General features: G+C 70.4%; 22 protein-coding genes and 1 other RNA gene. 7 read left to right on the top strand and 16 right to left on the bottom strand.

The features are described 5' to 3' along the window. Positions 1 to 150: 150 nt before the first annotated feature. The 10 genes from ACZ7SW_RS22090 to rnpB all read right to left on the bottom strand — a co-directional run bounded on the left by ACZ7SW_RS22090 (position 151) and on the right by rnpB (position 12,149). Positions 151 to 348: a hypothetical protein gene (locus tag ACZ7SW_RS22090; protein ID WP_037815747.1), complete on the bottom strand. Its 198-nt coding sequence runs from the start codon at positions 346 to 348 to the stop codon at positions 151 to 153. 24 nt (positions 349 to 372) lie between these two features. Continuing rightward, positions 373 to 663: a hypothetical protein gene (locus ACZ7SW_RS22085; RefSeq protein WP_470232284.1), complete on the bottom strand. Its 291-nt coding sequence runs from the start codon at positions 661 to 663 to the stop codon at positions 373 to 375. A 2,272-nt stretch (positions 664 to 2,935) separates the two neighbouring features. Further along, a complete protein-coding gene (locus ACZ7SW_RS22080; protein WP_470232331.1) occupies positions 2,936 to 3,934 on the bottom strand; it encodes a C40 family peptidase in 999 nt (332 codons plus the stop codon). Positions 3,935 to 3,936: 2 nt separating this feature from the next. Then, complete coding sequence (locus ACZ7SW_RS22075) at positions 3,937 to 4,536, bottom strand: hypothetical protein (protein WP_470232283.1); 600 nt, start codon at positions 4,534 to 4,536, stop codon at positions 3,937 to 3,939. Positions 4,537 to 4,540: 4 nt separating this feature from the next. Then, a complete protein-coding gene (locus ACZ7SW_RS22070; RefSeq protein ID WP_470232282.1) occupies positions 4,541 to 6,619 on the bottom strand; it encodes a magnesium transporter in 2,079 nt (692 codons plus the stop codon). A 46-nt stretch (positions 6,620 to 6,665) separates the two neighbouring features. Next, positions 6,666 to 9,623, bottom strand: a complete 2,958-nt coding sequence (locus tag ACZ7SW_RS22065; RefSeq protein WP_470232281.1) for an ATP-binding protein — start codon at positions 9,621 to 9,623, stop codon at positions 6,666 to 6,668. A gap of 3 nt (positions 9,624 to 9,626) precedes the next feature. After that, positions 9,627 to 10,115 (bottom strand): hypothetical protein, encoded by a 489-nt coding sequence (locus tag ACZ7SW_RS22060; RefSeq protein ID WP_470232280.1) that lies wholly within the window; start codon positions 10,113 to 10,115, stop codon positions 9,627 to 9,629. Between the two features lie 12 nt (positions 10,116 to 10,127). After that, positions 10,128 to 10,394, bottom strand: a complete 267-nt coding sequence (locus ACZ7SW_RS22055) for a hypothetical protein (protein WP_344288458.1) — start codon at positions 10,392 to 10,394, stop codon at positions 10,128 to 10,130. A 481-nt stretch (positions 10,395 to 10,875) separates the two neighbouring features. Then, positions 10,876 to 11,733, bottom strand: a complete 858-nt coding sequence (locus tag ACZ7SW_RS22050) for an SCO6745 family protein (RefSeq protein WP_470232279.1) — start codon at positions 11,731 to 11,733, stop codon at positions 10,876 to 10,878. A 22-nt stretch (positions 11,734 to 11,755) separates the two neighbouring features. Continuing rightward, positions 11,756 to 12,149, bottom strand: an RNA gene (gene rnpB / locus ACZ7SW_RS22045) — RNase P RNA component class A. A gap of 110 nt (positions 12,150 to 12,259) precedes the next feature. On the opposite strand from rnpB, the gene sfnG reads away from it, so the two are divergent. Then, positions 12,260 to 13,390 carry a dimethylsulfone monooxygenase SfnG gene (sfnG, locus tag ACZ7SW_RS22040; RefSeq protein ID WP_470232278.1) on the top strand — a complete coding sequence of 377 codons (1,131 nt, stop codon included), beginning with the start codon at positions 12,260 to 12,262 and terminating at the stop codon, positions 13,388 to 13,390. A 26-nt stretch (positions 13,391 to 13,416) separates the two neighbouring features. After that, the gene (locus tag ACZ7SW_RS22035; RefSeq protein WP_470232277.1) at positions 13,417 to 14,646 is read left to right on the top strand and encodes an SLC13 family permease; all 1,230 of its coding nucleotides are present in this window, start codon (positions 13,417 to 13,419) and stop codon (positions 14,644 to 14,646) included. A 236-nt stretch (positions 14,647 to 14,882) separates the two neighbouring features. On the opposite strand, the gene ACZ7SW_RS22030 is transcribed toward ACZ7SW_RS22035, so the two are convergent. The 4 genes from ACZ7SW_RS22030 to ACZ7SW_RS22015 all read right to left on the bottom strand — a co-directional run bounded on the left by ACZ7SW_RS22030 (position 14,883) and on the right by ACZ7SW_RS22015 (position 19,523). Then, positions 14,883 to 16,628, bottom strand: coding sequence for a hypothetical protein (locus ACZ7SW_RS22030; RefSeq protein WP_470232276.1), 1,746 nt, complete (start codon positions 16,626 to 16,628; stop codon positions 14,883 to 14,885). Positions 16,629 to 16,810: 182 nt separating this feature from the next. Beyond that, a complete protein-coding gene (locus ACZ7SW_RS22025) occupies positions 16,811 to 17,953 on the bottom strand; it encodes a bifunctional RNase H/acid phosphatase (protein ID WP_470232275.1) in 1,143 nt (380 codons plus the stop codon). Beyond that, positions 17,950 to 18,687, bottom strand: coding sequence for a zinc ribbon domain-containing protein (locus tag ACZ7SW_RS22020; RefSeq protein ID WP_470232274.1), 738 nt, complete (start codon positions 18,685 to 18,687; stop codon positions 17,950 to 17,952). The genes ACZ7SW_RS22025 and ACZ7SW_RS22020 overlap by 4 nt, the downstream gene beginning before the upstream one ends. Before the next feature lie 17 nt (positions 18,688 to 18,704). After that, a complete protein-coding gene (locus ACZ7SW_RS22015; RefSeq protein ID WP_470232273.1) occupies positions 18,705 to 19,523 on the bottom strand; it encodes a Nif3-like dinuclear metal center hexameric protein in 819 nt (272 codons plus the stop codon). Positions 19,524 to 19,849: 326 nt separating this feature from the next. Here ACZ7SW_RS22015 and ACZ7SW_RS22010 point away from each other — a divergent pair, with 326 nt between their 5' ends. The 3 genes from ACZ7SW_RS22010 (at position 19,850) to ACZ7SW_RS22000 (ending at position 21,866) form a co-directional block, all read left to right on the top strand. Then, a complete protein-coding gene (locus tag ACZ7SW_RS22010) occupies positions 19,850 to 20,311 on the top strand; it encodes a low molecular weight protein-tyrosine-phosphatase (protein WP_470232330.1) in 462 nt (153 codons plus the stop codon). Positions 20,312 to 20,359: 48 nt separating this feature from the next. Further along, a complete protein-coding gene (locus ACZ7SW_RS22005; RefSeq protein WP_470232272.1) occupies positions 20,360 to 21,190 on the top strand; it encodes an SURF1 family cytochrome oxidase biogenesis protein in 831 nt (276 codons plus the stop codon). 67 nt (positions 21,191 to 21,257) lie between these two features. Further along, positions 21,258 to 21,866 carry an FMN-binding negative transcriptional regulator gene (locus ACZ7SW_RS22000; protein ID WP_470232271.1) on the top strand — a complete coding sequence of 203 codons (609 nt, stop codon included), beginning with the start codon at positions 21,258 to 21,260 and terminating at the stop codon, positions 21,864 to 21,866. Between the two features lie 4 nt (positions 21,867 to 21,870). Here ACZ7SW_RS22000 and ACZ7SW_RS21995 read toward each other — a convergent pair whose 3' ends face one another. Together ACZ7SW_RS21995 and ACZ7SW_RS21990 are read right to left on the bottom strand one after the other, a co-directional pair. Next, complete coding sequence (locus ACZ7SW_RS21995) at positions 21,871 to 22,770, bottom strand: cobalamin biosynthesis protein CobD/CbiB (RefSeq protein ID WP_470232270.1); 900 nt, start codon at positions 22,768 to 22,770, stop codon at positions 21,871 to 21,873. Positions 22,771 to 22,795: 25 nt separating this feature from the next. Beyond that, entirely contained in the window at positions 22,796 to 23,479 is a 684-nt protein-coding gene (locus ACZ7SW_RS21990; protein WP_470232329.1) for a FadR/GntR family transcriptional regulator, read from the bottom strand. A 126-nt stretch (positions 23,480 to 23,605) separates the two neighbouring features. Between ACZ7SW_RS21990 and ACZ7SW_RS21985 the strand changes: the two genes are divergently transcribed. Both ACZ7SW_RS21985 and ACZ7SW_RS21980 read left to right on the top strand, forming a co-directional pair. Beyond that, positions 23,606 to 24,100 (top strand): gluconokinase, encoded by a 495-nt coding sequence (locus ACZ7SW_RS21985; protein WP_470232269.1) that lies wholly within the window; start codon positions 23,606 to 23,608, stop codon positions 24,098 to 24,100. Further along, complete coding sequence (locus tag ACZ7SW_RS21980) at positions 24,097 to 25,464, top strand: GntT/GntP/DsdX family permease (RefSeq protein ID WP_470232268.1); 1,368 nt, start codon at positions 24,097 to 24,099, stop codon at positions 25,462 to 25,464. Before ACZ7SW_RS21985 ends, ACZ7SW_RS21980 begins: the two co-directional genes overlap by 4 nt. The last annotated feature ends 78 nt before the right edge of the window (positions 25,465 to 25,542 follow it).

Below are 25,542 nucleotides of genomic sequence, written 5' to 3'. Positions count from 1 at the left end.
CACGATCCGACGCGTGACAAAGCTGCGTCGGGGTGCGCTATGTCGAGCCACTCAAGCTCGGCAGCGAGTGTCAGCCGATCTCGCGGGCGATGTCGCACCCGGCGAACCGACCGCACCCGCCACCCAGGCTCGACAGCGAACCTCAGCCGATCAGTCGCCGTCCCAGGAACGGTCGGCCGCATCGGCCTGGCGGGTGCGTTCGCGGGCGATGTCGAGCGCCCGGCGGGCCGTGGCCTCGTCCGGGTAGGGGCCGAGGAGGTCGACTCCGCGGCTGCGTTCGAGGTGCTCGACTTCGTGGGTCCGGGTGTTGTAGTACCAGCCCTGGTCCGGGTTCGGGTCGTCAGACATGGGTTCAGCCTGACACCTGCCCGCTCACTTGCGCCAGCGGAACGGAACCTCGGTGGGCTGGCCGGTGGGCCCGAAGTCGGCCGGGCCGTCGTCCTCGTGGTCGGGGTGCTCGTCGAACCACCCGCGGTTGTCCGGAACCGGGATGCCGCGGGGCGGGGTCGCCGCGTCGTCCGCCGGGGAGGAAGCACCGTAATCCGGCTTCGGCACCGGCGGTACGGCCGACGTCTTGCCGGGGAAGACCGGAGGCTCGTCCCGATACGTCCGCGACGGTGGCGGCCCGGACGGACCGGTTTCCTGCCCAGGAAAGACCGGCAACGGCCGCCCGTCCGGCCCAGTCTCGACGGACCGACGGCGGCCGCTGGGCTGCGGCAACTGGAACGGAACACCCGTGGCGGGCGGGTTCGGTTGCGATGGTCCGGTCGCGGACGGATTCGCCTGCGGCTGCGCGCTCGGCTGAGCCGGGGGTTGCTGCGCGGGCGGAGCCGGTTGGGTGCCGGGGGCGGGCGGAAGGGGTTGCTGTGCGGGAGGGTTCGCGGGCGGAGGCGGCTGCGAGACAGGCTGCGCAGGCGCGGTCTGTTGCGGGCCAGGCGCGGACGGAGCCGGTTGCTGCACAGGTGCGGTCTGATTCGCGCCAGGCGCGGACGAAACCGGTTGCTGCACAGCCGCGGCCTGATGCGGACCAGGCGCGCGCGGAGCCGGTTGTTGCGCAGGCGCGGCCTGATTCGCATCAGGTGCAAGCGAAGCAGGTTGTTGAATAGGCGCGGCCTGTTGCTGGCCAGGCGCGGACGAAACCGGCTGCTGAGCCGCTGATGCAGGAGGGCTCGTCGGCGGAACCGGCTGCGCCGGGGGCTGCTGCGCGGGCGGAGCCGGTTGCGCAGCAGGCGGAAGGGGTTGCTGCACGGGAGGGTTCGTCGGCTGCTCCGTAACCGGCACGGCCGGAGATGCCGCCGGAACCTGTTGCGGCGTCCCGGAAAGGGGCGGCTGCGCTGGGGATTGTTGCGCGGGCAAAGCCTGCTGCGCCGGGGACGGAGCGACCGGCGGCGGAGCGTACTGCGGACCCGGACCGGGCTGGGGGACCTGACTCGGCGGCAACCCCCCGCGCGGAGGAACCTGGCCCGACGCCGGATTCTGCCCGCGCCATCCCGTCGAGGCAGGAACGTCCTGGGCTGCCGGGGTCTCCGGAGCCGCCTCGTGCCGACCGTGCGTCGGATTTCCTTGCGGCGGCAACGCTTCCGTCGGACGTGCGGCCTGCCTCGGCTCGTGGACGTACGGCTTCGGCTGCCACGACTGCCTCGCCTGCAACTGCGGATCGGCTGGCGGAGCATCGTGCGGTACTGGGGCGGGAGTCACCGGTGCCGCAGAGGGCGGGCTCGCGGGCGGCACCTCTTCCACTGCAGGCTGGGCGGAATCCGCAGCGCCCGAGTTGGGCGGGACCGGCTCTTCGGCAGTCGTGCCCGAGTCAGTTGCGGGCACCGGGGCGGGCTGAGGTGTCTCTTCCGCAGGGGTTGGGTCCGGGCTGGCGGTCTCCGAAACCTGGTCAGCCGTCGCAGCGGGCGGTACGGGCGTGGGCTGGTCCGCTGTCGCTGGGAGAGACGCGGGCTGGTCCGCTGTCGCAGTCGCCGGGACTGGCGCGGTTGGTTCTGCCGTCGCAGCAGGCGGGACAGGCGCAGGCTGGTCAGCCGTCGCAGCGGGCTGGACAGGCGCGGGCGGTTCCGAAGCCTTGGCCTGGCCATTCGTCACCGGCTCGGGATTCGCGGCCGGAACCTGTGCCGAGCCGCTCTGACCAGCACCAGCGAACGGCCGCACCTCCTCCGGCGGGCGCTGCGCCGGGCCAGCCGATGCCTGACCGTGGTTCGCCGGACCAGGACCAACCGCGCCCTCACCAGGCCCGTTAGGCGCCGACCGCCACACCGGAGCCGGGCCGATGTTCATCGGTACCGGTGCGGGCAACGGCCCGACCGGCCGCACGTCCCCCGAAGGCACCGGTCCGGCCGCGGCCGGGCGTGGGATCGGGTCCAGGCAGGACACCAGGACGGTCGTCCGGTCCGGATCCTGGACCTTCCGGCCGCTGCGCTCCCGGTAGACCATCTCCCCCTCGGCGTCCATCTCCACCAGGTAGCCGGCCTCCGCCAACTGCTCCTCGTCGAGATCGACCAAACGCTCGTAGCGGGACGGGACCACCCGATACACCGGCCACGACAACCGCGCGTGCGCCGCGTGGAACTGGGCCAGCAAAGCCGCCATCTGTTGTTGCCACGGCAGCGACATGCCCTCCGCCAGGGAACGCGGCAGGACGACGTACCCGCCGTCCACGCCGGGCATGCCCTGGTTCAGCAGGTCCGCCAACGGGGTGCTGGACGCGGGGTGCGCGGACTGGCGCGGCGGCTGCGGTGCGCCGAAAAGCGCCGCCGGGTCCTGGGGCTCGCTCTGGCCTGACTTGCCTCGCTTGCCGAATTTCCGTGCCACGTGTGCCATCCTCTGCCAGCGCGCGGCCACGTGCTCGTGGACAGGCCGCGACTTCGGGGTGAATCCGGACCCGCGGTACTGGGCACCCGCGGGTCAAGAGCCGATGCCTCCCGCACCCATGCTAGACGCCGGGGCGCACCGCCTGCGGCACGACTTGGCGCTCGTCGAACGAGAACGGCCGGATGTGCACCGGGACGCCGGTCTGCTGGGCCTCGACGATCTTGCCGTCTCCCAGGTACATCGCGACGTGGTGGATGGTCGTCGGGTCGGCCGGGTCGGTGGCGAGGAAAATCAGGTCGCCGGGCTGGGCTTCGCGGACCGGCAGCATCGCGCCGGCGTGGTACTGGTCCTTCGACACGCGCGGCAGGATCACGCCCGCCGACTCGTAGGCGCGCAGCATCAGGCCGGAACAGTCGTAGGAGTCCGGGCCGGTCGCGCCCCAGATGTAGGGCTTGCCCTGCTCGCCGAGGGCGAACTTGATCGCCTGCGCGGCGGCCTGGCTCGGCGGCAGCGCGGCGCCCATGCCCTGCCCGCAGCCGACCACGTCCGCGATCTGGCCCATGTTCTGCACCAGCGAGGCCGCCATGGCCTCCCAGCGGTGATAGCGATCCGGGAAGCCGGACCGTTCGACCTGCTGCGCGGCGTCGCCGGGGCGCAGGTTCTCCCAGTCCGGGACGCCGAGCAGGACGTCGAAGAATTTGTTGATCGCGTAGTTCGGGTCGGTGACCTGGGCCGCGCTGCCCCAGTTCATCGACGGGCGCATCTGGAAGATGCCGAGCGAGTCGCGGTCGCCGTAGTTCACGTTGTGCAGCCGCGATTCGGTCATCCCGGCCTGGATCGCGACCTGCCACGCGCGCGGCGCGAGGCTGCGCTGCTTGCCGATCGCGATGATGAGCGAAACCGTGCCGCGCGACTCCTGGTCGAGTTCGGCCGCGTCCGACCCGCCTTGTTCCGGCTGGCCGGGCTGGGTCGGGCCGATCGCGGCGTCGCACGAGGTCAGCGCGATCCCGCCGGCCGCTGCCTGCTGCTGGTCGTTCACGACCTTCGTCACGACGTTGGTGGTGAGCACCGTGGCGAAAACGGCGGCGATCACCACCGAGACGAGAATGGCCAGCTTCACGGTCAGCTCGCCTGGTCGTAATCCGACACTCGCCATCCCGCGCTGGTGAGGACCACGGTGATGCTGAGTTTCGGACCGTCGGTGGGGACCACGACCTTGACCGAACTGGAGTAGGACTGCGCGACCGTCGGGTCGCCGGTGACCTTGGTGGCCGGGATGTTCGCGGGGTCCACAGTGGACATGACGGGGAGGTACTCGTCGGTGGTGAGCCCGCGCATCCCGTTGAGCCAGTTGGCGTTCGAGATGCCCGCCGGATGGCGGACCCAGGCGGTCGCCCACTGCTTCGCGACGTTCAGCGCCTCCGGATTCGGCGGCGCCGATGTCGGCGTGACCAGCGGCTGCGACAGCCGGGTCGGCAGGGTTTCAGTGCTCGGCACCGGGGCCGCGACGCCGGTGCGCGGCGCGGCCGACGAGTTCGGCGGGGCCGCTCCCGGCTGCGCGGACGCCGGTTTGCCCAGCACCTTCGGCAGACCGATGCCCAGCGCGGTGATGACGACCGCGAGGAACACCAGCGTGCCCACGAGGTGCCGGGGCGAGCGGAGCGGGAAGCCCCACAGGCGGCGGTAGACCGCGGTCCGGCCGCGGTTGGTGCGGATCGGCATCGCCTCACCGCCCCATGACCTGGTCGGTGTCGCGGACCTCGATGCCGCGCGACGGGCGGTACAGCACGAACACCGGTTTCCCGGCCACGACCTCGGGATCCACCCGGCGCGGCTGGGCCCGGATGCCTTGCGTCGGCACGGTGAACCCCGGCTGGTCCGGGGCCGGGGCGGAGTACCCGCGGTCCGGCGCGCTCATCCGGGACGGGACGACCACCGGTTCCGGCTCGTCGCTCCACCGCCGGTCGGCGACCGGGGACGTGTCGACCTGGCGGCTTTCCTTGACCGGCCACCGCGCGCCCGCCATGACGTAGTCGCCGGGCGCACCGGCCACCGGGTGGTACTGGCCGAACGCCGGCGCGCCTCCCCCGCCGCCCGCGGGCAACGCGCCCGCGGCGGACTGCGCGGGACCGACCGCGCCCGGCCACGGAGCGCCGGACCAGGCCGCGGCGGGCCGGGCCGCCCGGGAGCCGTTGTCGAGCCGCTGCGAACTGGCGAAAACCGCCGCCTCGGGCCGGTACCGGCCGCCGCCGACGGTCGCGCCGATCGGGCCGCGCTGTTCGCCGTCGACGACGTCGTCGGTGTCGCGGACGTTCTGCCAGAACTCGTCCTGCGGCGTCGGCCCGTTCTTCCGGCGGAACCGGGAGAACAGCCCGCCGCCCGGAGACGGCACCGCCGCGCCGACCATGCTGACCGACATCTCGACCATCTGCCACAGCCGCCGCACCGGCCGTCCGACCAGGAACAGCAGCACCGTGATGAGCCCGGCGAGGACCATCTTGGTGAGCAGGTTGAGCCCGTCGCCCGCGGCGAAGATCGCCTGCAGCAGCAGGGCGTGCACGCCGGCCAGGACCGAGAGCACGACCAGGTTGAACGCGATGCCGCCGGCGACCTTGAGCACCCGGCGCAGGATCTCCGGGTTCAGCAGCGCGACCAGGCCGATCAGCGGCGCGGTGAGCGCGAACAGGCGGATCAGCACCTGCGCGAGCAGCACCGACGCCTTGGCCAGCAACTGGAAGAGCGAGTAGACGAGGCTCTGGCCCAGCGCGAGGAACCCGGCACCGGTACGGCCGCCGGACTCGCCGGTGAAGTAGCCGGTGGCGGGGCCGAGTTTGGTGGAGATGTCTTTGAAGGCGGCCTTTTTGGCGTCGACGACGTTCTGCTTGCCGTCGTCGCCGTTCACCAGCTGATTACGGGTGAACGCCTGCGCGTCCAGAAGCGGCTTGCCGTATTGCTGGGCTTGCGGGGCGGTGGGCGAGCCGAACTCGCCGCGCAGCCAGTTGTCGTAGACGACCTGGGTGTGCAGATCCGTGGGCAGGATGTCGCGCACGATCCGGTTTTCCGACTCGTCGACGAATCCCGCTTGGATGTTGGTGGTGGTCTGGACGATCGCTTTGTCGATCGGGTCGAAGTACCGCAGCATGGCCAAGGACGAAGCGGCCAGCCAGACGCCTGCCAGCGCGTAGAGCGCCCGCTTGCTGACCCCGGCGAGGTCGCCGCGCCAGATATTGCGGAACAACATGATCGACAGGATCAGCGCGACCAGGCCGAACAGCTGTGCGTAGATGTTGCTGTACACCTTCTCCGCGCCCGACTTCACCGCGTTGTAGATCGGGTTCAGCAGTCCGCCCTCGAGGACGGTGTAGTGCAGCGAGTTCGTGGCGCCGACGATGTTCTTGCCGACGTTGAACAGCTGGTTCCCGGCCCAGGTGTCGATGGTAGAACTGGGGGACGCGATAGCGGAAAGCGCGGTGCAGTTGGTCTGGTAGGTGTTCCAGACCGTGCCCGCGTAGCTGTAGTCGATGTAGGCGCTGCCGGGTTCGCCGTGTCCCTCGGGCGGGTCGAGCGCTCCGACCATGCCTGAGCCCGGACGCTCCGGGTTCGGCGATTCCCCGCAAGCCGCCGCGTTGGCCGCGGGTGCGAACAGCACCGTCTGCAGCCCGATCACCGCGACCACCGCCAGCAGCGACGCGCGCCTGCTCGGCCGGCGGCCGCCCGGCTTCGGGCCCTCCTTGACGCGTTTGCGCAGCGCGTGCCAGCCGGCGGCGAACGCGAGGACGAACGCCAGAGTGAAGACGGTGTTCACGCAGGCCTCCTCACGGCCGGCGCGGGCCGGCCCGGATCACCGGGGTTCATGCGGCATCCCTGCCGGTGCCGCCGCCCTTGCCGCCGGCGCGGGCGTGCCGGTCCTCCTGCCGTCCGTTGCGCACTGCACCCTCCACCTCGCCGGTCTCGGACGCGAGCGGGTCCGGCGAGCCCAGCAGCTGCTCGTCGGCAAGACCGACCTCGAGTTCCGCTTGGAGTTCGAAGTCGTGTTCCAGCTCGTCGTCCTCCGGTGGGGCGGGGACATACGGCTTGGCCTCGTCCTCGCGGGGTACCACGAGTTCGCCGCCGGGTTTCGTGCGCGCGTCGGGCGAGCCCGGGGTGGTGTCCATGACCGCGCGCAACGGGTCGAGATGCGGGCCGGAGAAGTCGACGCGGATGCGCTCCACGCCGCCTGCTCCGTCGCCGAAGATGAACTGCCGGGGCTCCATGTCGCGTTCCAGCCCGCGCTGGGCGCCGGGGCGGCGGCCCAGTGCCGCGACGACCTGCTCGTAACCCACGCCGACCGGCACCTTCAGCAGCCGCAGCGCGTCGGCCTGGGCGTCGTCGTCGTCGAGCCGTCCGACGAACACCGAGTCCAGCAGCGCCACGAATCCCTGGATCTTCAGGAAGTCCGCCGGGATCTGCGACGACAGCAGCACCCGGACGTTCCACTTCCGCGAGTCTCGCGCGAACCGGTTCATCAGCACGCGCCCGGTCGGCACCTCGGACAGGAAGAACGCCTCGTCGATCCAGACGCCCTTGCGCAGTTCCTTCGGCTTCTCGTACACCGACCGCTGGGTCAGCCACGCCGCGAGGTTCAGCATTTCCACACCGAGCGATTCGGCGTCGGTCCAGTACTCGCGCGGGACGCCGTCCTTCGGCAGGGTCAGGCCCGCCATGGTCAGCACGGTCATCCGGTCGTCGCGGGTCTCGGCGTACGGGTCCGCGTCGGTTTCCGGGATCAGCAGCGCCATCCGCTCGCGCATCTCGTCCAGGAAGTCCGCGACCACGACCGCGTGCTCGTGGTGCTCGCTCGAATCCCGCCGCAGCGCGTCGATGACCTGGCCGGGGTCCGCGTCGAACCGGCCGCCGACCGCGCGCACCGCGCGCAGCAGCACGATCCGGGTCTGCGCCATCCGCGACACCTCGTATGGCAGCACGCCGGTGAGCACGTCGAGCACCAGCCGCCGCCGGGTCGCCCCGGCCAGCGCCTTCTCGCGCCGCCAAGAGCGCTCCGGGTCCTCCTCGTCCATGAAGTGCTCGATCAGCGGATCGGCGACCACCCGGTACGGGTTGAGGATGCCCGGCTGGGCGTTGAGCAGGTTGATCGGCCGCGCGTACGGCCGGATCTCCGGCAGGTCGCACAGCCGCGACAGCGGGCCGGACGGGTCGAGGATCGTCCAGTGCGCCCCGGCCCGCAGCGTCTTGTAGACGATGCCGCCGCCGAGGAAGGACTTGCCGCCGCCCAGCCCGGCGACCATCGCGGTGAGGCCCGATCCGTCGCGGATCTCCTGCGCCATCCACGGGTCCCAGGCCACCGGACGCCGCGTCGCGGTGACCGTTTCGCCGAGCAGGATCCCGCGCCGGTCGCCGACCTCCGCGGTCGCGGTGGGCACCGCGGACGCCGTCCACACCACCGAACCGCGGCGCATGTACGCGCCCGAGGCCAGCGGCTCGCCCGGGATGAACTCCCGGGCCATCGCGTACTGCGCTTCCGGGTGCTCGATGGCGATCTTCGGCTTGTACAGGTCGAGCAACTGCTGGGCCAGCCGCAGCGCGTCGCGCTCGGTCGGGCCGGACACCGCGAGGCGCCACCACGACCGCACGCGCGTGGCGAGCGCGGTGAAGCCCGACGTCATCTCGTCGTCGATCTCCAGCACCCGGCCGGCCTGGCGGGCCAGCGACTGCGGCGGTTCCAGCTCGTGCTCGTCGGTGTAGTGCTTGACCTGCGAGCGGACCTTGTTCATCTGCCGCTGCAGCTCGCCGGACACCTCTTCGGGGCGCCGCACGTAGATCCGCGCGGACACCTCGACCGCGGCGGGCAGCCGGTCCGCGTGCTGGATCCACGGGTCGTCGACCTCGGGGATCTGCAGCCCGTGCATCTGGCCGACGGTGAGCACCGCGAGATGCCGCGACACGCCGGCGTTGGACCCGGTACGGCCACGCACGGTGACCGTGGGCGCGTACGGGTCGGCGTGGAAATCAGCCGCGTCGGTGAAGCTGGCGAGGTCCTCGGGTTCCCACGCCGCACCCGGCACCGCGGGCATGTTCCGCGGCGCGGGAAGGCCCAGCGAGCACGAGCGGTGCATCAGCCAGGACATCTCCTCGGCGTGCACCGGACGGCCTTCCAGCCCGGCGCTGCCGATGACCTGGTCGAGGTGCTCGATCTCCGAGTCGAGCGCGGCCAGTTCGGCGTCGACCGCCTCGGGCAGGATCCGGCGCAGCACCGGCGCGGCGCGTTCGACCGCGCGGTCCACCATGCGCCGGGTCTGCACCTGGACGCCGAGGTAGACCTCTTTTTCCGCCATCGAGCGGCCCATCAGCTGCTGCTGCTCGCCGATCAGGTAGTCGTCGAACGACAGCGCGCCCGGCACGTCGCCCGGCCTGCCGACCGCGTTGTGCACGTGCGCCTCGGCCCACATCCGGATCGGATACGGCCGGTTCGTGACGCGCAGGTGCAGCCAGCGGCCCTGCAGTTCGGCGTACTGGCCCGCGATGGCCGCGATCAGGTCGCGGCGCTGTGAATCGGAACGGAACGACCAGCGCTGCGGCGCGAGCCGGTACCAGGCGTACACCTCGTACCCGGTCCGCAGCAGGTGCCCGTCGATGCTGCGCGCGGCGATCGACGGCGTGTACGCCGGTATCGCCTGCTCACCGGGCAGCCGGCGGCCCTTGCCGCCGGAGTTTGTGCCGCCGGACGGCGGACGGCCCCGCGGTGGCGCGTTCCACGCGCCGGCGGGGACGTCTTGCTCCCGTTTCCCTCGGCTTCCGCCGCGACCGAACAACGACTACCTCCCGGCCCGAGCCGCGGGGCGGCTCCGGCGCGCTCGTGGTGCTCCCTGTTTCCCGGCACTCGCGCCAGCACCGCGACGGGGGTCGCGGTGCTGGTATTGCCGCCTTCTCTTGTGCTTCGGCAGCGGGCGCTCCGCCCGCACCCGGACCCGGCTGGCGCTGACCGCGCCGCCCGTGCCCGAGGCCGTTTCCCTCGGCGCGCGCAACTCCTGGCCCATCATCGCGATCACCGCGCCCAGCGGGCGCTCGTGGCTGATCTTCGCGGTGATCAGCCTGGTGATCACGATCGTGGCCACGAACGCCCACGCCGTGGAAAAGAACCCGAAACTCCAGCCGACCCACCGCTCCACGGTGAGCACGACCAGGAAGACCGGAATGCCGACGAGCCATGCCACGTAACGGGCTCGCCAGGGAAAAGTCGCCTTCGGCGGGCCGAGCCAGACGGCATCGACCCGGTACACCTCGTCATCGGTCCTGATCCGCACGCCTGCTCCGCCTCAGCCGGTGAAGAGGCCGGCGATCCACTGGCCCACGTTGACTCCCGCTCCGCTGACCGCGAGTCCGATGATCGCGAGCGCGATGACCACGCCGGCGAGCCGCCGCATGACCCCCGCGTTGTCGCCCTTGCCGCCGCCGAGCCACAGCAGCAGCAGCGCCACCGCGAGCAGTACGAGCGGGATGACGTTGTCGAGCAGCCAGGTGCGGACGTTGCTGGTGCCGAGCCCTTCGGCCACGAACGTCTCAAGGGCGGTCATGCTGGTCATCGCGATACTCCCGGTGCACGGCAGGCGCCGCGCTGTTCTGGCTTCGGCGAAGCTACGAACACCATCATGGCGTTACGAGGGGTAATGGTCAAAGCGCGCTGCGTAGGTATCGGTGGAATGTCGACTTGTGGTCAAGGGGCGGGTACTGCTGTCCGGTGGCCAGGATTCCTCGCCCTCCATCATCGTGGCAAGGGTGCTCCGGAATAACCCAAGCCACCCGGATTGCGCAGTGTTCCGGCGGTGCGGCTCCGCAAAACGTGCCGAGCTCACTCTGAGTGCGCCCCGGACCGGCGTGTCGGGCAGGCACCAGTGTGGCATGCCCCGATCGGCGTTCCGCCGCGAGTCCGGTGAGTGACAACCGGATTGGAAAACAATCCGGAATTGATCACTCTCTGATGCGATAACGGTCACCATCACGTCCGATGTGCGCATTTGTTCACTACAAAGCGTGATCCCGGGCAGTTCCAGACCGTCTCCCGGATCAAGCCCGGAACGCCGCGCTCGGGATCGCTCCGGCCTCGATCACCCGGCGGCTGAGCGGGGCGCACAACTGCTCCAGCCGAGCCGTCTTCTCCTCGCCGAGGTGCCGCCACGGACCTTCGGCCGCCGCGTTCGTCGCCGTCTCGACGCGCTCGCGCAGCTCCAGTCCGCGCTCGGTCAGCGCGCCTTCGGCGTCGAGGATTCCGTCGACAGTGAGCCTGGCTGTCGCCGCGTCCCACTCTTCGTCGCTCCAGCCGCGGGTGCGCTTGGCGGTGTCCGGTGGGGTGCCGTTCTTGGTCGCGCTGTGCGTGACCAGCGCGTCGAGGGCGGAAAGGTCGTTGAGGATCAAGGTCGCGACGTGCCCGTCTCCGCGGTGCTCGCGCAGCAGGGTGATCGCGTGCCAGAGCGCGAGGTGCGGTTGCTCGGGCCACTCCAGGTCCGCGTGGGCGGCATAGAGCGGACGTCCCTCCGGACGACAGCCTTCGGTCGCTTCGCGCGCGAGCGCCGCCGCTTCGGCGACCTCCGCGGACGCGAGCGTCTCGTCGCCGAACAGCCGGCGATAGATCTCGTCGACGGCGGCGAGCCGGGCTTCCAAGACGGTCTCCGGCGTGGCGAGCGTCCAGACGCGCGGGACGAAGTGGGCGACGAGGCCGGGGCTGAAGCTGTAGAAGGTGGCGGTGACCGTTCCCGGCCCGACCGGGCCCATCGCCGCGGCTCGGCTGGCGAAGTAGGTCATCGACCCCGGTTTGAGCCCGACAGCGGCGAGCCGCTCCTGGGTTTCGGGCGCGAAGTAGACGGGGGCGTGCAGAGCGTCGAAAGTGGTCCGGAAGGCGACAGCGGCGGCGACGGCTTGACCCATGCGCCCGATCGTAGCGATCGGGCGGACGAGCTGGCATGTAAGCCGGATCCTGTTCCCGGGCCGCCTCGCGGCGGACCGGGCGACGGTCATCCATCTCGGCCTGCCGTCGCCGGCAGGCTCCAGCGGCCTACCCGCAGGCATCGGGCGGGCCGCCCTCGATCGCCTGCGCAGGAGCGTTGCTCCCTCTTGGCCTTGCTCCGGGTGGGGTTTACCGAGCCATCCCGGTCACCCGGGATGCTGGTGGTCTCTTACACCACCGTTTCACCCTTACCCCCGCCGTGAAGCGGGGGCGGTCTGTTTTCTGTGGCACTGTCCCGCGGGTCGCCCCGGGTTGCCGTTAGCAACCACCCTGCCCTGCGGAGTCCGGACTTTCCTCGGTCCGGGAGAACCCGGGCCGCGACCGTCCTGCCAGCTCGTCCGCCGAAACAGCCTACCCGGGAGCCGGCGCGGCCCCCGGCACCGGCTGGCACATTCCACCGCGTGGACGCCCTTGGCCCCGGGGCCCGGCCGCTGTTTCACTCCCGCCATGTCCGCACCCGAACCGCACGAACCCCTGAAATTCGCTTACTGGGTCCCGAATGTGAGCGGCGGCCTGGTCACCAGCGACATCGAACAGCGCACCGATTGGGGCTACGAGTACAACCGCGACCTGGCCGTGCTCGCCGAGAACAACGGCTTCGAGTACGCGCTCACCCAGGTCCGCTACACGGCCAGCTACGGTGCCGCCTACCAGCACGAATCCACCGGTTTCAGCCTGGCGCTGCTGCTCGCGACGCAACGGCTGAAGGTCATCGCGGCCGTCCACCCCGGACTGTGGCAGCCCGGCGTGCTCGCGAAGTTCATCGCCAGCGCGGACGTCATCTCCGGCGGCCGAGCCGCGGTGAACGTGGTCAGCGGCTGGTTCAAAGACGAGTTCACCGGACTCGGCGAACCGTGGCTGGAACACGACGAGCGCTACCGCCGCTCGGAGGAGTTCATCCGCGTGCTCAAACAATTGTGGACCGACGACCACGCCGAGTTCGGCGGCGATTTCTACCGGATCCACGATTTCGACATCAAACCCAAACCGGTCGCCGGTCCCGGGCGGCCGCATCCGGAGGTCTTCCAAGGCGGCAACTCCACTGCCGCGCGCAAGCTGGCCGGTCGCGTTTCGGACTGGTATTTCAGCAACGGCAAGGATTTCACCGGTTTCAGCGAGCAGGTCGACGAGGTGCGCGGGTACGCCGCGGAGAACGACCACGCGGTGCGGTTCGGGCTCAACGGGTTCGTGCTCGCCCGCGAGACCGAAGCCGAGGCGCGCGCGGTTTTGGGGGAGATCGTGGCGAAGGCGAACGTGCCCGCCGTCGAAGGGTTCCGCTCGGCGGTCGCGCAGGCCGGGAAGTCCACTTCGGACGCCAAGGGCATGTGGGCGGATTCGGAGTTCGCGGACCTGGTGCAGTACAACGACGGATTCCGGACCGGGCTGATCGGGACGCCGGAACAGATCGCGGATCGGGCGATCGAGTACAAAAAGCGCGGCGCGAACCTGTTGCTGCTCGGGTTTTTGCACTATCTGGAGGACGTCGAGCACTTCGGCCGGGCGGTGCTGCCGGTGATCCGGGAGAAGGAGCGGGTGCTGGAGCGCGGCGCGGGAGTTCCGGAACCGGCGGGGATCTGACCTCACGCGACAGCTAGCGTTCGGGGGTGAACGGTCCCCTGTCCCTGCTGCTTCTGGCCGGAACGCTCTGGTTCGCCATGGCGCGCCCGCGCGGCCTCCCCGAAGCTGTCTTCGCGGTCCCCGCCGCCGGTGTCGTCCTCGCGCTCGGCCTGACTTCGCCGCACGACGCAGGCGAGCGGGTCGTCCAGATGCTGCCGACGATGGGCTTTCTCGCAGCGATCCTGTTGGTCAGCCACCTCGCCGCGGCCGAGGGTGTGTTCACCTGGCTAGGCGCCGAACTCGCCGAAATCTGCCGCGGCCGGCAGCCACGGCTTCTGCTGCTCACCTTCGCCGCGGCGGCGATCGTCACTGCCGTGCTCAGTCTCGACGCGACCGTCGTCCTGCTGACCCCGGTCGTCCTCGCCACCGCCGCAGAACTGAAACTGACCGCGCGCCCGCACGTCTACGCGTGCGCACACCTGGCCAACTCGGCGTCCACGCTCTTTCCCGTCTCCAACCTGACGAACCTGCTCGCCTTCAGCGCTTCCGGCCTGACCTTCGCCGGTTTCACCGCACTGATGGCGTTGCCGTGGCTCGTCACGCTCGCCGTCGAACTCGCCGCGTTCGCCTGGTTCTTCCGCAAGGACCTCCGCGAACCGGCCAGCACCCGCCGCCCCGAACACCGCGAAGCGCCGGTCTTCACGCTCGTCGTGCTGGCAGTCATGCTGGCCGGATTCGCGACGGGACAACTGGTGCACGTCGAACCGGTCTGGATCGCCGCGCTGACTGCCCTCGTCCTTGCGACGAAAGCCTTGGCAGAGCGGAAGATCCGGCCGTGGCAGGTGCTCACCGAAGCGTCCCCGCTGCTGATCCTCTTCGTGCTCGCCCTCGCGGTGGTGGTCGAGGCGGTCGACGAGCACGTCCTCGGCGGTCTGCTGCGCACGATCCTGCCGACCACCGCCGGGCTGCCCGAACTACTCCTCGCCGCAACCGTCGCGGCGGTGCTGGCGAACGTCGTCAACAACCTGCCCGCGACGCTGATCCTGCTGTCCGTGCTCGGCCCGCACCCGAATCAGGGTGTGCTGCTCGCCGTGTTGCTGGGCGTGAACATCGGCCCGAACGCGACCTACCTCGGTTCGCTCGCGACGCTGCTGTGGCGCCGTGTTGTGGTCCGGCACGGACAACATCCGCCGGTGCGCGAATTCCTCAAGCTTGGCGCGCTCACGACGCCGCTGACACTGGCAGCGGCGACGTGCGCGCTGTGGCTAGCGCTCTAACCGCGCGGCGCGATCGTGCTGCCGCGCGACAACGTCGGACCACAGTCATCCAGACCGTCCCCGAACCGCTGCGCCCCCACGCTCATCACGGACACCCGCGGTTCGCTCACGACACCGCTGTGGCGACGCGTCGTCCAGCACGGCCAACATCCGCTCTTAAACGAACTCCTGAAACTCGGCGCGCTCGCGATCCCGATGTCACTAGCAGCGGCGACGTGCGCGCTGTGGCTAGCGCTCTAACCGCGCGGCGCGACCGTGCTGCCACGCGACAACGTCGGACCACAATCGTCCAGACCGTCCCCGAACCGCTGCGCTTCCACGTTCATCATGGTGACCTGCGCGTAGTGCTGGACGGCGGCGAGCTTCGCCGGGTCGGTGACCGCGTCCTTGCGGACGAAGTCGCCCTGGCGTTTGCCCGGGCCGGGGTACACCAGGATCGGGACGTAGTCGCGGTCGATGCGCGGGTCGATGCTGATCTCGTTGCCGTCCGCCCACGGGCCCCACGAGTGGATGAAGGTCGGCTTCACCGTGTCGAAGACGTAGTCGCGCAGGCCGGCGATGTCTTCCTTGTGCGTGAGGTCCGCGATCGGCGCGTTGACCAGGCCCGCCATGTCGACCAGTTCGAGCCGGCTGGTCATCGACGAGCCGCCGAGGTCCGGCAGCAGCAGCGACGCGTGCTGCAGGCCGAGCATGTCCGCGTAGGTGTTGAAGCCGCGGCCGAACCGGTCGGCGATCAGGCAAGCCGGCACGGTGGGGCTCTTGATGAACTCCTCGTCGTGCTGCACGAAACCGATCGCCGACGGGACGGACGCGGCCACGAGCACGAGCGCTGCGAGGGCCCGCCAGCGCACCTGCGTCAGCGAACGCAGCAGCTCCGCGACGGCCATGACGCCACACAGCGTGCCGAGCACCCACACCGGCGTCGCGAAGCGGTACTGCGCCATCCAGTCCGGAACCATCACGCCGTACGCGATGACGCCGAGCGCGAGCGGCGTGACCAGCCCGATCAGCGGACGCCGCCACGGAGCCTTGACCAGCGCCCAGACGACCACGGCGAGCAGCACGAGCGTCAGCGCGATGCCCGCGTACTCCACCAGCTGGTGCGGCCGGATGATCGAGGCGAAGGTGGGCAGGCCCTGCTTCTTGGCGACCGACGGGTTGGCCAGCAGCCGGTGGAATTCCGTGTAGCGCCAGACGACGTAGCCGCCGAACAGCACGGCGAAGGCCGCGATGGAGACCAGTGCGGACCGGAGGCTGGGCCAGAAACCCTCGCGCTTCACGCCGAACAGCAGGACGATCGGGTACGCGCTGGCGTAGATCAGGCCTTCCGGCCGGGTCAGCGCGGCGGCCGCGACGAGCACGCCCGCGACGATCGCGACCTTGAACGACAGCGAGTTTTCCTTGCGCAGCGCGGTGAACAGCAACGCGGCGAGCGCGGTGGTGAAGAACGCGAACAGCGAGTTCTCGAGGCCGGAGACCACCCAGATCACGAACGACGGGATCGCCGCCAGCCCGAGGCCGGTGGCCAGCGTGATCGCCCACGCGTGCCTGCGGAACACCTGCCGGGCCACCAGGTGGCACAGCACCAGGATGCCCGCGGCGAAGAACAGGCCGAGCAGCTTGGGGAACAGCACGTAGTCCGGGATGCCGAACAGCAGGCCCTTGTCGAAGAGGCCGGCGACCTTGCCCAGCGCGAGCAGGATCATCCAGGTCGGGTCGGAGAAGCCTTCCACCGGCGGCGCGCCGGGGGCCAGCACCGGGCCGAGCCCGTCGGCGACGCTGCGCGCGTAGGAGAACGTGATGGCCGCGTCGTCGACGATCCAGTGCCCGTAGCGGGTGGCGTGCCAGGCGAGGGCGGCCACGCCGGCCAGCACCGCCAGCGTCGACGCCAGCCAGCTGAGCTTGAACCGTGCTGGCGGGTCGGTCGTCTCGTCCCCCGGCAGGTCGGGCTCGGATACTGCGGTGAGTGCGCTAGCCGTCATGTCCTCGTCACTGTTTCCACTTGCGGATTCTGCCGAAGAAACGCACGAGCCTGCGCCCCCCTTGAAGTCCCGGCCGGGACCTGCGCCGCGGCGCCGCGGTCGACACCGCACTCTAGCCAATACCTCATCCGGGGCGTTTCACACGTCATCCCCGACCGTGATCCACCTCACATCAGCCCTGTTCAGGACAGATGCGAGATGTCGTTGACCAACCGGACCGAGGCGTTGCCGTCCGGATAGAACTCGACGATCGACAGCGACGCCAGGTCGAGGTGCAGCCGGAACAGCAGCGACGGTCCGGCGTCGAGCCCCATCCGCAGCAGGGTCTTGATCGGCGTCACGTGGCTGACCACGAGGACCGTGCGCCCGTCGTACTGCTCGACCAGGTCGCGGCGGGCCGTGCCGACCCGCTTGTGGACCGCGTCGAAGCTCTCGCCGCCGGGCGGCGGGCAGGACGAATCGCTCAGCCAGCAGCGGTGCAGTTCCGGATCCCGTTGCGCGGCCTCGCCGAAGGTGAGGCCCTCCCATTCGCCGAAGTCGGTCTCGATGAGGCCGGGGTGCGTCTCGACCCGGCCGCCGAGCGCGTCGGCGACCGCCTGCGCGGTCTGCTTCGTGCGGATCAGCGGCGACGAGACGATCGGAGCCGGTTCGCCGTCCTCGCCGATCAGCCCCGGCATCGCGGCCAGCCGTTTGGCGGCCGCGGCGGCCTGGCTCCGGCCGTGTTCGGTGAGCGGGACGTCGCCGCGCCCGGAGTAGCGGCGGTCGACCGACATCTCGGTCTGGCCGTGGCGCAGCAGGAGCAGTTTGGTGGGCGTGCCGCGGGCTCCGGTCCAGCCCGCCGGGGACACCCGGTCCGATTCGGCGGCCTTGGCCTTCGGCCGCGCCGCGGCGACCGGGGCGGGCGAGGTGGCGCCGGACCCGGCGCTGTCCATCGCGACGTTCGCGAGCCGGTCGGCGTGCGAGTTCTCCGCGCGCGGGATCCAGGTGTAGTCGACCCGCTCGAAGCCCGCCGCGATCTCGCGCGCCTGCGCGGCCAGCGGCTGCAGCGCGGCGTGCTTGATCTTCCACCGCCCGGACATCTGCTCCACGACGAGCTTCGAATCCATCCGGACGTCCACAATGGACACTCCGAGTTCGGCGGCAGCGGCGAGCCCGGCGACGAGCCCGGAGTACTCCGCGACGTTGTTCGTGGCGATGCCGAGGTATTCGTGGCGCTGCGCGAGCACCTCTCCGGTGGCCGCGTCCTTCACGACCGCGCCGTAGCCCGCCGGACCCGGGTTGCCCCGGGATCCGCCGTCCGCCTCGACGATCGCCCGTTCGGTCACAGGCCCGACTCCAGCGTGCGGACCAGGATCGCGCCGCAGTTCTCGCACTGCACGACGCTGTCCTCGGCCGCGGTCTTGATCTCGGAGATGGCGTTGCGGTCGATATCCAGCTGGCACGCGCCGCACCGGCGGGCCCGCAGCAGCGCCGCGCCGATGCCCTTGTGATCGTAGACGCGGGTGTACAGCTTGAGCAGCGGCTCCGGGAAACGCGGCAGCAGCTTCGCGCGGTCTTCCTTGCGCCGCGCCTCGGTGGTGTCGAGGTCCTTGAACGCCTCGTCACGACGGGCCTTGGCCGCCTCGACCTCCTGCGCCGCCTTGTCGACCTCGGCGCTGGTGCGCTGCGCGTCCAGGCCCAGCGCCTCGCGCTGCTCCATCAGCTCCAGCAGGTCGTCCTCGAGCGCGCCCTTGCGGCGGCCGAGCGTCTGCAGCTCGTGCTCGACGTCGGTCATCTGCTTGGCGCTGACTGACCCGGATTCCAGCAACTTGCGGTCGCGGTCCTCGCGCGCCCGCACCGATTCGATCTCTTTCTCCTGCCGGGCGATTTCCCGGTCGAGGTCCGAGGACGCGGTCTGGACGGACACGAGCGCGTCGCGCTTCTCCCGGACGGTCTTCTCCCCGGCCTCGATCTCGGCGAGCTCGGGCAAGGTGCGGCGGCGGTGCGCGACGCGCGAAAGCTCGGCGTCCACCTTCGCGAGTTCGAGCAGCTGACGCTGGACGGCGGGGTCGGCCTTCACTGTGCTCCCTGATTTAGTTACTGGGCGGTAGCGCGGATGGTCCACGGGTCGGTGCACCGCGTGGAGACGTGAGCTTCGACGGTACCCGCAAAGGCCGCGCCGACAAGGGCCGAGGCCTGTCCGCACCACGGCCACTCGCTGGCCCAGTGCGTGAGACCGACCAGCGCGGGCACGGTTCCGGCGGATGCGAGGTGTTCGCCGGCCGGATGGTGGCGCAGATCCGCGGTCACGTACGCCTCGACGCCCTCGGCCGTCGCCTTCGCGAGATAGGAGTCGCCCGCGCCGCCGGACACCGCGACGGTGCGGATCGGCCGGTCCGGGTCTCCTGCCCCGAGAACCCCCGGCACGGTGGCGGGCAACGCGTCGGCGACCCGCTGGACGAACTGCGCGAACGGCTCGGCGGCGGGCAGGTGCCCGATCCGGCCGATCCCGGTGGCACCGCCCGGTTCGTGCGGGTCGAGCGGCCGGTCGACCTTGAGTCCGATGGCCTCCGCGAGCGCGTCGGACACACCGGGGTCGGCCGAGTCGGCGTTGGTGTGCGCGCAGTAGAGCGCGATGCCGCCGCGGATCATCCGATGCACGAGCGAGCCCTTGGCGGTGTCCGCGGGGACGCCGTGCACGCCGCGCAGCAACAGCGGATGGTGCGCGACGATCAGCTGCGCGCCGATTTCCTCGGCCTCGGCAAGCGTCTCCTCGACCGGGTCGACACAGAACAACACGCGACGCACGTCCTCGGCCGGGTCTCCGCAGACGAGCCCGACCGCGTCCCAGCTTTCCGCCAGACGGGGCGGGTAACTGCGTTCGAGGACAGCGATGATCTCGGCTAATGCAGGCACCTGGGGATCCTCGCACGATCGCTCTGGGGGACTGCGAAGCATGCCCGCGCCCTCCCACCGATGCTCGCTGACCCCGACGGGGTCAACCCTCCTGAGGTCTAGTCGGCGGTCAACGAGATTGAAGCCGAAGGCACGGCTGCTGAACCTGACCCTCGCAAACTTCGTCGGTCAGGAACGCGATCGCCGCAGCGTCGGGCTGAGCGTCGCGGCCATCGCCAGTTGCCTCGGCGAACCGCTGCAGTACCAGGGCCATTTCCCTTGCTCCCCACAACGACCAGGCGTTCAGCGACCCCACAGCTACGCTCCCGTGCGTGACGACCGAAAAAGTGCCCACGCTGGTCTTTGTCTGCTCCGGAAACATCTGCCGCTCCCCCATGGCCGAACTCGTCTTCCGCGAGAAGCTCGCCGACGCGGGTCTCTCCGACGCCGTGCGCGTGTCCAGCGCGGGCACCGGCCCGTGGCACGTCGGCGAATCGGCCGACCGCCGGGCGCGCGCCACGTTGAAGGCGCACGGCTACCCCACCGAGCACATCGCGGCCGAGGTCAGCGATGAAGAGCTCGAAGCCGATCTGCTGCTCGCCGCTGACGAGAGTCACCTGGGGTTCCTGCAGTCCCGCGTCGAAGACCCTTCGCGGGTGCGGCTGCTGCGCTCCTTCGACCCGTCCGCTCCGGAGGGCGCCGAGGTGCCGGACCCGTATTACGGCGGTGACGACGGCTTCGAGGACGTGCTCGGAATGATCGAGCGGAGCGTGCCGGGACTGCTCGACTGGGTCCGCGAACAGGCGTGACGTCCGGTCCGGGTGCGCGCACGGAACGCGACGGCCTACCGTAGAGGGGTGCGGTTGCGGTTTCTGCTCCGGCCGGGATGGCTGGCGTTAACAGTGGTGGTGTTCACCTTCGCCATCTGCTGTTACACGCTGCTGGCCCCCTGGCAGTTCCGCCGCGACGGCGAGCAGGTCACCCAGAACAACGCGCTGACCACGTCGTTCACCGCGAAGCCCGCTCCCGCGGCACAGCTGTTGCCGCCCGGGACGAAGCCGGACAAGAACACCGAGTGGCACCTGGTGTCGATCACCGGCACGTACCTGCCTTCAGCCGAGGTTGTCGCGCGGCTGCGCACTGTGCAGGGCCAAGGCGCGTACGAAGTCCTCACGCCGCTTCGCGCCACCGACGGCACTGTGTACCTCATCGACCGCGGCTACGTCGGGCTCAGCAGTGACTCCGGCGTGCTCCCGTACGCAGCAGCGCCGGGTGGACAGGTGACGGTCGTCGCGCGCGTGCGAAGCGACGAAACGGACCCGAAGAACCGCGAAGCGTTCGCCGACGCGTCGACGAACGGGAAGCTGCAGAGCTACACCGTCGACTCGCGCGTGGTCGCGAAGTCGTCTGGCCTCACCATCCGGCCCGGCTACTTCCAGCTCGACCAGAACCAGCCCGGCGTGCTCAGCCCGCTGCCGCTGCCGCAGCTCGAATCGGGCCCGTTCTTCTCGTACGCGCTGCAGTGGCTGGCGTTCGGCACGATGGCGTTGCTGGGCTGGCTGTACTTCACGGTCCGCGAGCTGCGTCCGGGCGGTGCGCTGACGACCGAGCGCCCGAAGGGCGGCCGGCGCAAGTCCGTCGCGGAGATGCTCGCCGAAGACGAGGACGAGTACACCCCGACCGCCTGAGTGGCCTGGTCGTTTCGCCGGAAAATGGCCCTTTGTGCGGGCCACTCGCGGCGCTGATACTGGTGGCATGCTGATCCACCCCTGGGACACCGCGGACGAGAGCGAATGGCGGGACTGGCTCGCCGGACACGACTTCGGCGAACTGGTCGCCGGCGGCCGCGGCCGTGATCTCCCGGTGGTGGTGCCGACGCACTTCGTCTTCGACGGCGACGCGACCGTCCGCCTGCACCTCGCCCGGCCGAACCCGGTGTGGCCGCTGCTGGAGGAACACCCGCGCGCCCTGCTGACAGTGACCGGCGATTACACCTACATCCGGTCGGACTGGAACACCGCCGACGACCCCGCGCTCGGCGTGCCCACTTCGTACTACGCGAGCGTCCAGCTGGCCTGCGACGTCCGGCTCGTCGACGATCCGGAGGAAAAGGCGGCGCTGCTGAACCACCAGCTGGCGCACTTCGAGCCGGACGGCAAGCGCACTCCAGTGTCCGCTGTGGACGCTCCGGATCGGCGGCTGCTGCCCGGGATTCGCGGCATCGAGCTGACGGTGACCGAGGTGCGGGCGAAGTTCAAGTACGGCGGGAACAAGAAATCCGAGGACCGGCAGCGGATCGGCGCACTGCTGTCCGAAAGGGACGGTTTCAACGACGCGGAAGCCATCGCCCACCTGAAACCCTGACGGCTCAAGGGTTTCGGCGGCGCACTCCGGTCAGGACCGCCAAAACCACCGACGTCCCGGCGGCCAGCCAACCGACCACTCGGGACAGCTCCACCGCACGCATCACATGCCCGGCGTCCGGATTCCGGCCCACCCCCAGCACCGGCAACTCCACGACGCCCTGCGGATACTCAGTCCGCCCGCCGACGCGAATCTCCAACGCCCCAGCGAAAGCCGCCTCGACCCGACCGGCGTTCGGGCTCGGATGCGCGATCGTGTCGCGCCGCCAAGCCCGCCACGCGCCACCGGCGGAACCGCCGACAACTGGCGCGCCCAAAACGGTCAACGCAGCCGCCACGCGGGTCGGCAGAAGGTGGACGAGTTCGTCGAGCCGGTCGATCGCCCAGTGCCCGGGAAGCAGACGGCGCAGCAGACCGATCGTGCGCGCCGCGAGCAGTCCAGGCACGCCAGCGACCGCGCCCCACAGCAGCGGCGTGACGACCACTTCGGACGTATTCTCGGCCAGAGTTTCCACGGACGCCCGGGAAAGCCCGATCGTGCTGAGACCATCGGTGACGCGCGGGTCCAGTTCGGACAGTGTGTCGCGCGCGGGCTCCAGACGGCCCTCTTCGAGATCGCGAGCCAGTTCCGTGCCCTGCGTGGCCAACCCCGCCGCGCCGACGACCGCCCAAGTCGCGACCGCCGTCGCCGTCGCCTGCAGCACCGGGCTGCGTCGGCCGCTGCGCTCGACCAGCACTCCGGCGGCCACTGCGGCACCAGCGATTCCCAAACCGGCCGCGCGCCGGGAACCGGTGGCCGTGACCACCTGGCGGAAGGCGGTGACGGGCGGCCGTCGCCGCGGATCGCCGAGTGCTCCGTCGGCGGCCAAACCGAGAATCAAGCCGATCGCGCGCGCCGCGCTCACCTGTAGCCCCCCGAACGTGGACGATTCAGCCGCCGAGATTACTCGACACCGCGGCGGCGATTTCGTCGCGTGCCTGCTCCACGATGTCGCGCATCGCGCGTTCGGCGCGCACCGGCTCGGCCAGGTCGATCGCCTCCGCCACCTCGATGTGCAGCGCGACCGCCTCGGGCTGCGGTTCGTCCGGCATCAGACCGTGCTCGGTACGGCCGGCGAGCACTTCGGCGACCACTGAGGACAGCTGCGCGAACATCGGATTCCGCGAGGCGGACAGCAGCAGATCGTGGAAGGCGACGTCGTGGCCCAGGAAGGTGTCGAGATCACGGGCGCGCGCCGTTCGCTGAAGATGCACCGCCAGCGCGCGCAGCCGCCCGCGCTCCTCCGGGGTCGCCCGGATCGCGGCGAACCGGGCGGCGCACGGCTCGACGGCGGAGCGGAGTTCGGTCAGCGTGCGCAGCGCGGTCGCCCGGTCAGCGCCGTCGAGCTGCCAGCGGATCAACCTCGGGTCATAGTGGTTCCACTCGGCCGGCTCGCGGACGGTGACCCCGACGCGGCGGCGGCTGCTGGTCAACCCCATCGTCTCGAGGACCCGGACCACCTCGCGGGCCACCGTCCGCGAAGCCCCGTACCGCTCCTGCAGCTCCTCCGAGCGCAACACCGCGCCCGGCGGCAGCTCGCCGCTGGCGATGGCCGCGCCGAGCTCGTCGAGCATCTCCTCGTGCCGATCATTCCCCACTGGCTTAACTTAACCCTCTGACTCGATTAAGTACTACTTCTTCTTGATTAAGTAGTACTTTTGAGTTTGACTCTCCAAGGCACAAAGACGTGGGAGGTGCGCATGGCAGTCATCGTGGTGATGGGCGTATCGGGCTCGGGCAAGACGACGGTCGGCAAGGCGGTCGCGGAGGAGCTCGGCGTCGAATACGCCGAGGCGGACACCTTCCACCCGCGAGCCAACATCGAAAAAATGACCGCGGGCCATCCGCTCACCGACGAAGACCGGGAGCCGTGGCTGGCCGCGATCGCGTTGTGGATCGCCGAGCACCAGGACAGCGGCGGCGTGGTCAGCTCGTCCGCGCTGAAGCGGCGTTACCGCGACGTGCTGCGCGGCGGCTGGGACGTGTGGTTCCTGCACCTGAACGGCACGCGCGACGTGCTCGCCGAGCGGATGAAGACCCGCACCGGCCACTTCATGCCGGTCTCGCTGCTCGATTCCCAGCTCGCCGACCTCGAACCGCTCGAGCCGGACGAGCCGGGCGAAACATTCGACATCAGCCGTCCCCCCGCCGACCTCGTCAAGTCGGCTCTCACCGCGTACCGGGAGCGCGCATGAGCACCCTCGCCGCCGGCTGGACCGGCCACGACACCCGGCTGATCCTCGCCACGGTGCTCGCCATCGCCGTGATCGTGGTGCTGATCAGCAAGGTCAAACTGCATCCGCTGCTCGCGCTCACGCTGGGCTCCGGCGTGCTCGGCCTGGTCGCCGGGATGCCGGTGGACAAACTGCTGAAGAGCTTCACCAACGGCGTCGGCAGCACCGTCGCCTCCGTCGGCGTGCTGATCGCTTTCGGGGCGATGCTGGGCAAACTGCTCGCCGATTCCGGCGGCGCGGACCGGATCGTCGACACCGTGCTCGGCCGGGTCCGCGGCGGCGGGCTGCCATGGGCGATGGCGCTGGTGGCCGCGCTGATCGGGTTGCCGATGTTCTTCGAGATCGGCCTCGTGATGCTGATCCCGGTGGTGCTGCTGGTCGCCAAGCGCAGCGGGAAACCGGTGCTGCTGCTGGGAATCCCGGCACTGGCCGGACTGTCGGTGCTGCACGGCCTGATCCCGCCGCACCCCGGCCCGCTGGCCGCCGCCGGTTCGCTGAACGCCAACGTCGGCCTCACCTTGGGGCTGGGCCTGCTGGTCGGCCTCCCCACCGTGATCATCGCCGGTCCGCTGTTCGGCCGCCTGGCCGCGAAGATGGTGCCCGACGCCGAACCGCCCGCCCGGCTGGTCCCGGAATCCGAGGGCACCGACGAAAAGCACCGTCCGAGCTTCTTCGCGACGCTGTGCACGGTGCTGCTGCCGGTCGTCCTGATGCTGGCCAAGGCACTCGCGGACATCTTGGCGGACAAGGGAAACCCGGTCCGCCGAGTCCTCGACTTCATCGGCGACCCGCTCGTCGCGCTGCTGCTGGCGGTCCTCGTCGGCATGGTCGTGCTGGGCCGCCCGGCGCGGCTGAACCGGGAACGGCTGTCGTCGATCATCAGCGATTCCCTCGGCCCGATCGCCGGGATCATGCTGATCGTGGCCGCGGGCGGCGGGTTCAAGCAGACCCTCGTGGACGCCGGCGTCGGCGACGTGATCACCAGCCTCTCCAAGGGCGCGCACCTGTCCCCGCTGCTGCTCGGCTGGCTGGTCGCGGTGGCGATCCGCCTGGCGACGGGTTCGGCGACGGTCGCGACGGTCTCCGCCGCGGGCATCGTGGCCCCGCTGGCCGCGACGCTGGACCCGACGCACAACGCGCTGCTGGTGCTGGCCATCGGCGCCGGGTCGCTCTTCTTCTCGCACCTGAACGACGCCGGGTTCTGGCTGGTCAAGGAGTACTTCGGGATGTCGGTCGGGCAGACGCTGAAGAGCTGGTCGGTGATGGAAACGGTGATCTCGGTGGTGGCGATCGCGCTGATCCTGCCGTTGGGAGCGCTGCTTTAGCGCTCCGCACCAGCGCTCGGACCTCCGGCCGCCGGGCTTCACCTCGCGTGGAGCCCGGCGGCCGTTCGCTTGGTTGAC

The organism is Amycolatopsis sp. NPDC114484, from assembly GCF_055633755.1.
The sequence above is the reverse complement of the archived record's forward strand: the minus strand, read 5'-3'. Positions and strand labels throughout refer to the sequence as shown.

Excerpts from the sequence above, each read along its gene's own strand:
- ACZ7SW_RS22090 (WP_037815747.1), bottom strand. The coding sequence starts at position 348 with ATGTCTGACGACCCGAACCCGGACCAGGGCTGGTACTACAACACCCGG.
- ACZ7SW_RS22075 (WP_470232283.1), bottom strand. The coding sequence starts at position 4,536 with ATGCCGATCCGCACCAACCGCGGCCGGACCGCGGTCTACCGCCGCCTG.
- ACZ7SW_RS22055 (WP_344288458.1), bottom strand. The coding sequence starts at position 10,394 with ATGACCAGCATGACCGCCCTTGAGACGTTCGTGGCCGAAGGGCTCGGC.
- ACZ7SW_RS22050 (WP_470232279.1), bottom strand. The coding sequence starts at position 11,733 with ATGGGTCAAGCCGTCGCCGCCGCTGTCGCCTTCCGGACCACTTTCGAC.
- sfnG (WP_470232278.1), top strand. The coding sequence starts at position 12,260 with ATGTCCGCACCCGAACCGCACGAACCCCTGAAATTCGCTTACTGGGTC.
- ACZ7SW_RS22030 (WP_470232276.1), bottom strand. The coding sequence starts at position 16,628 with ATGACGGCTAGCGCACTCACCGCAGTATCCGAGCCCGACCTGCCGGGG.
- ACZ7SW_RS22000 (WP_470232271.1), top strand. The coding sequence starts at position 21,258 with ATGCTGATCCACCCCTGGGACACCGCGGACGAGAGCGAATGGCGGGAC.
- ACZ7SW_RS21990 (WP_470232329.1), bottom strand. The coding sequence starts at position 23,479 with ATGCTCGACGAGCTCGGCGCGGCCATCGCCAGCGGCGAGCTGCCGCCG.
- ACZ7SW_RS21985 (WP_470232269.1), top strand. The coding sequence starts at position 23,606 with ATGGCAGTCATCGTGGTGATGGGCGTATCGGGCTCGGGCAAGACGACG.
- ACZ7SW_RS21980 (WP_470232268.1), top strand. The coding sequence starts at position 24,097 with ATGAGCACCCTCGCCGCCGGCTGGACCGGCCACGACACCCGGCTGATC.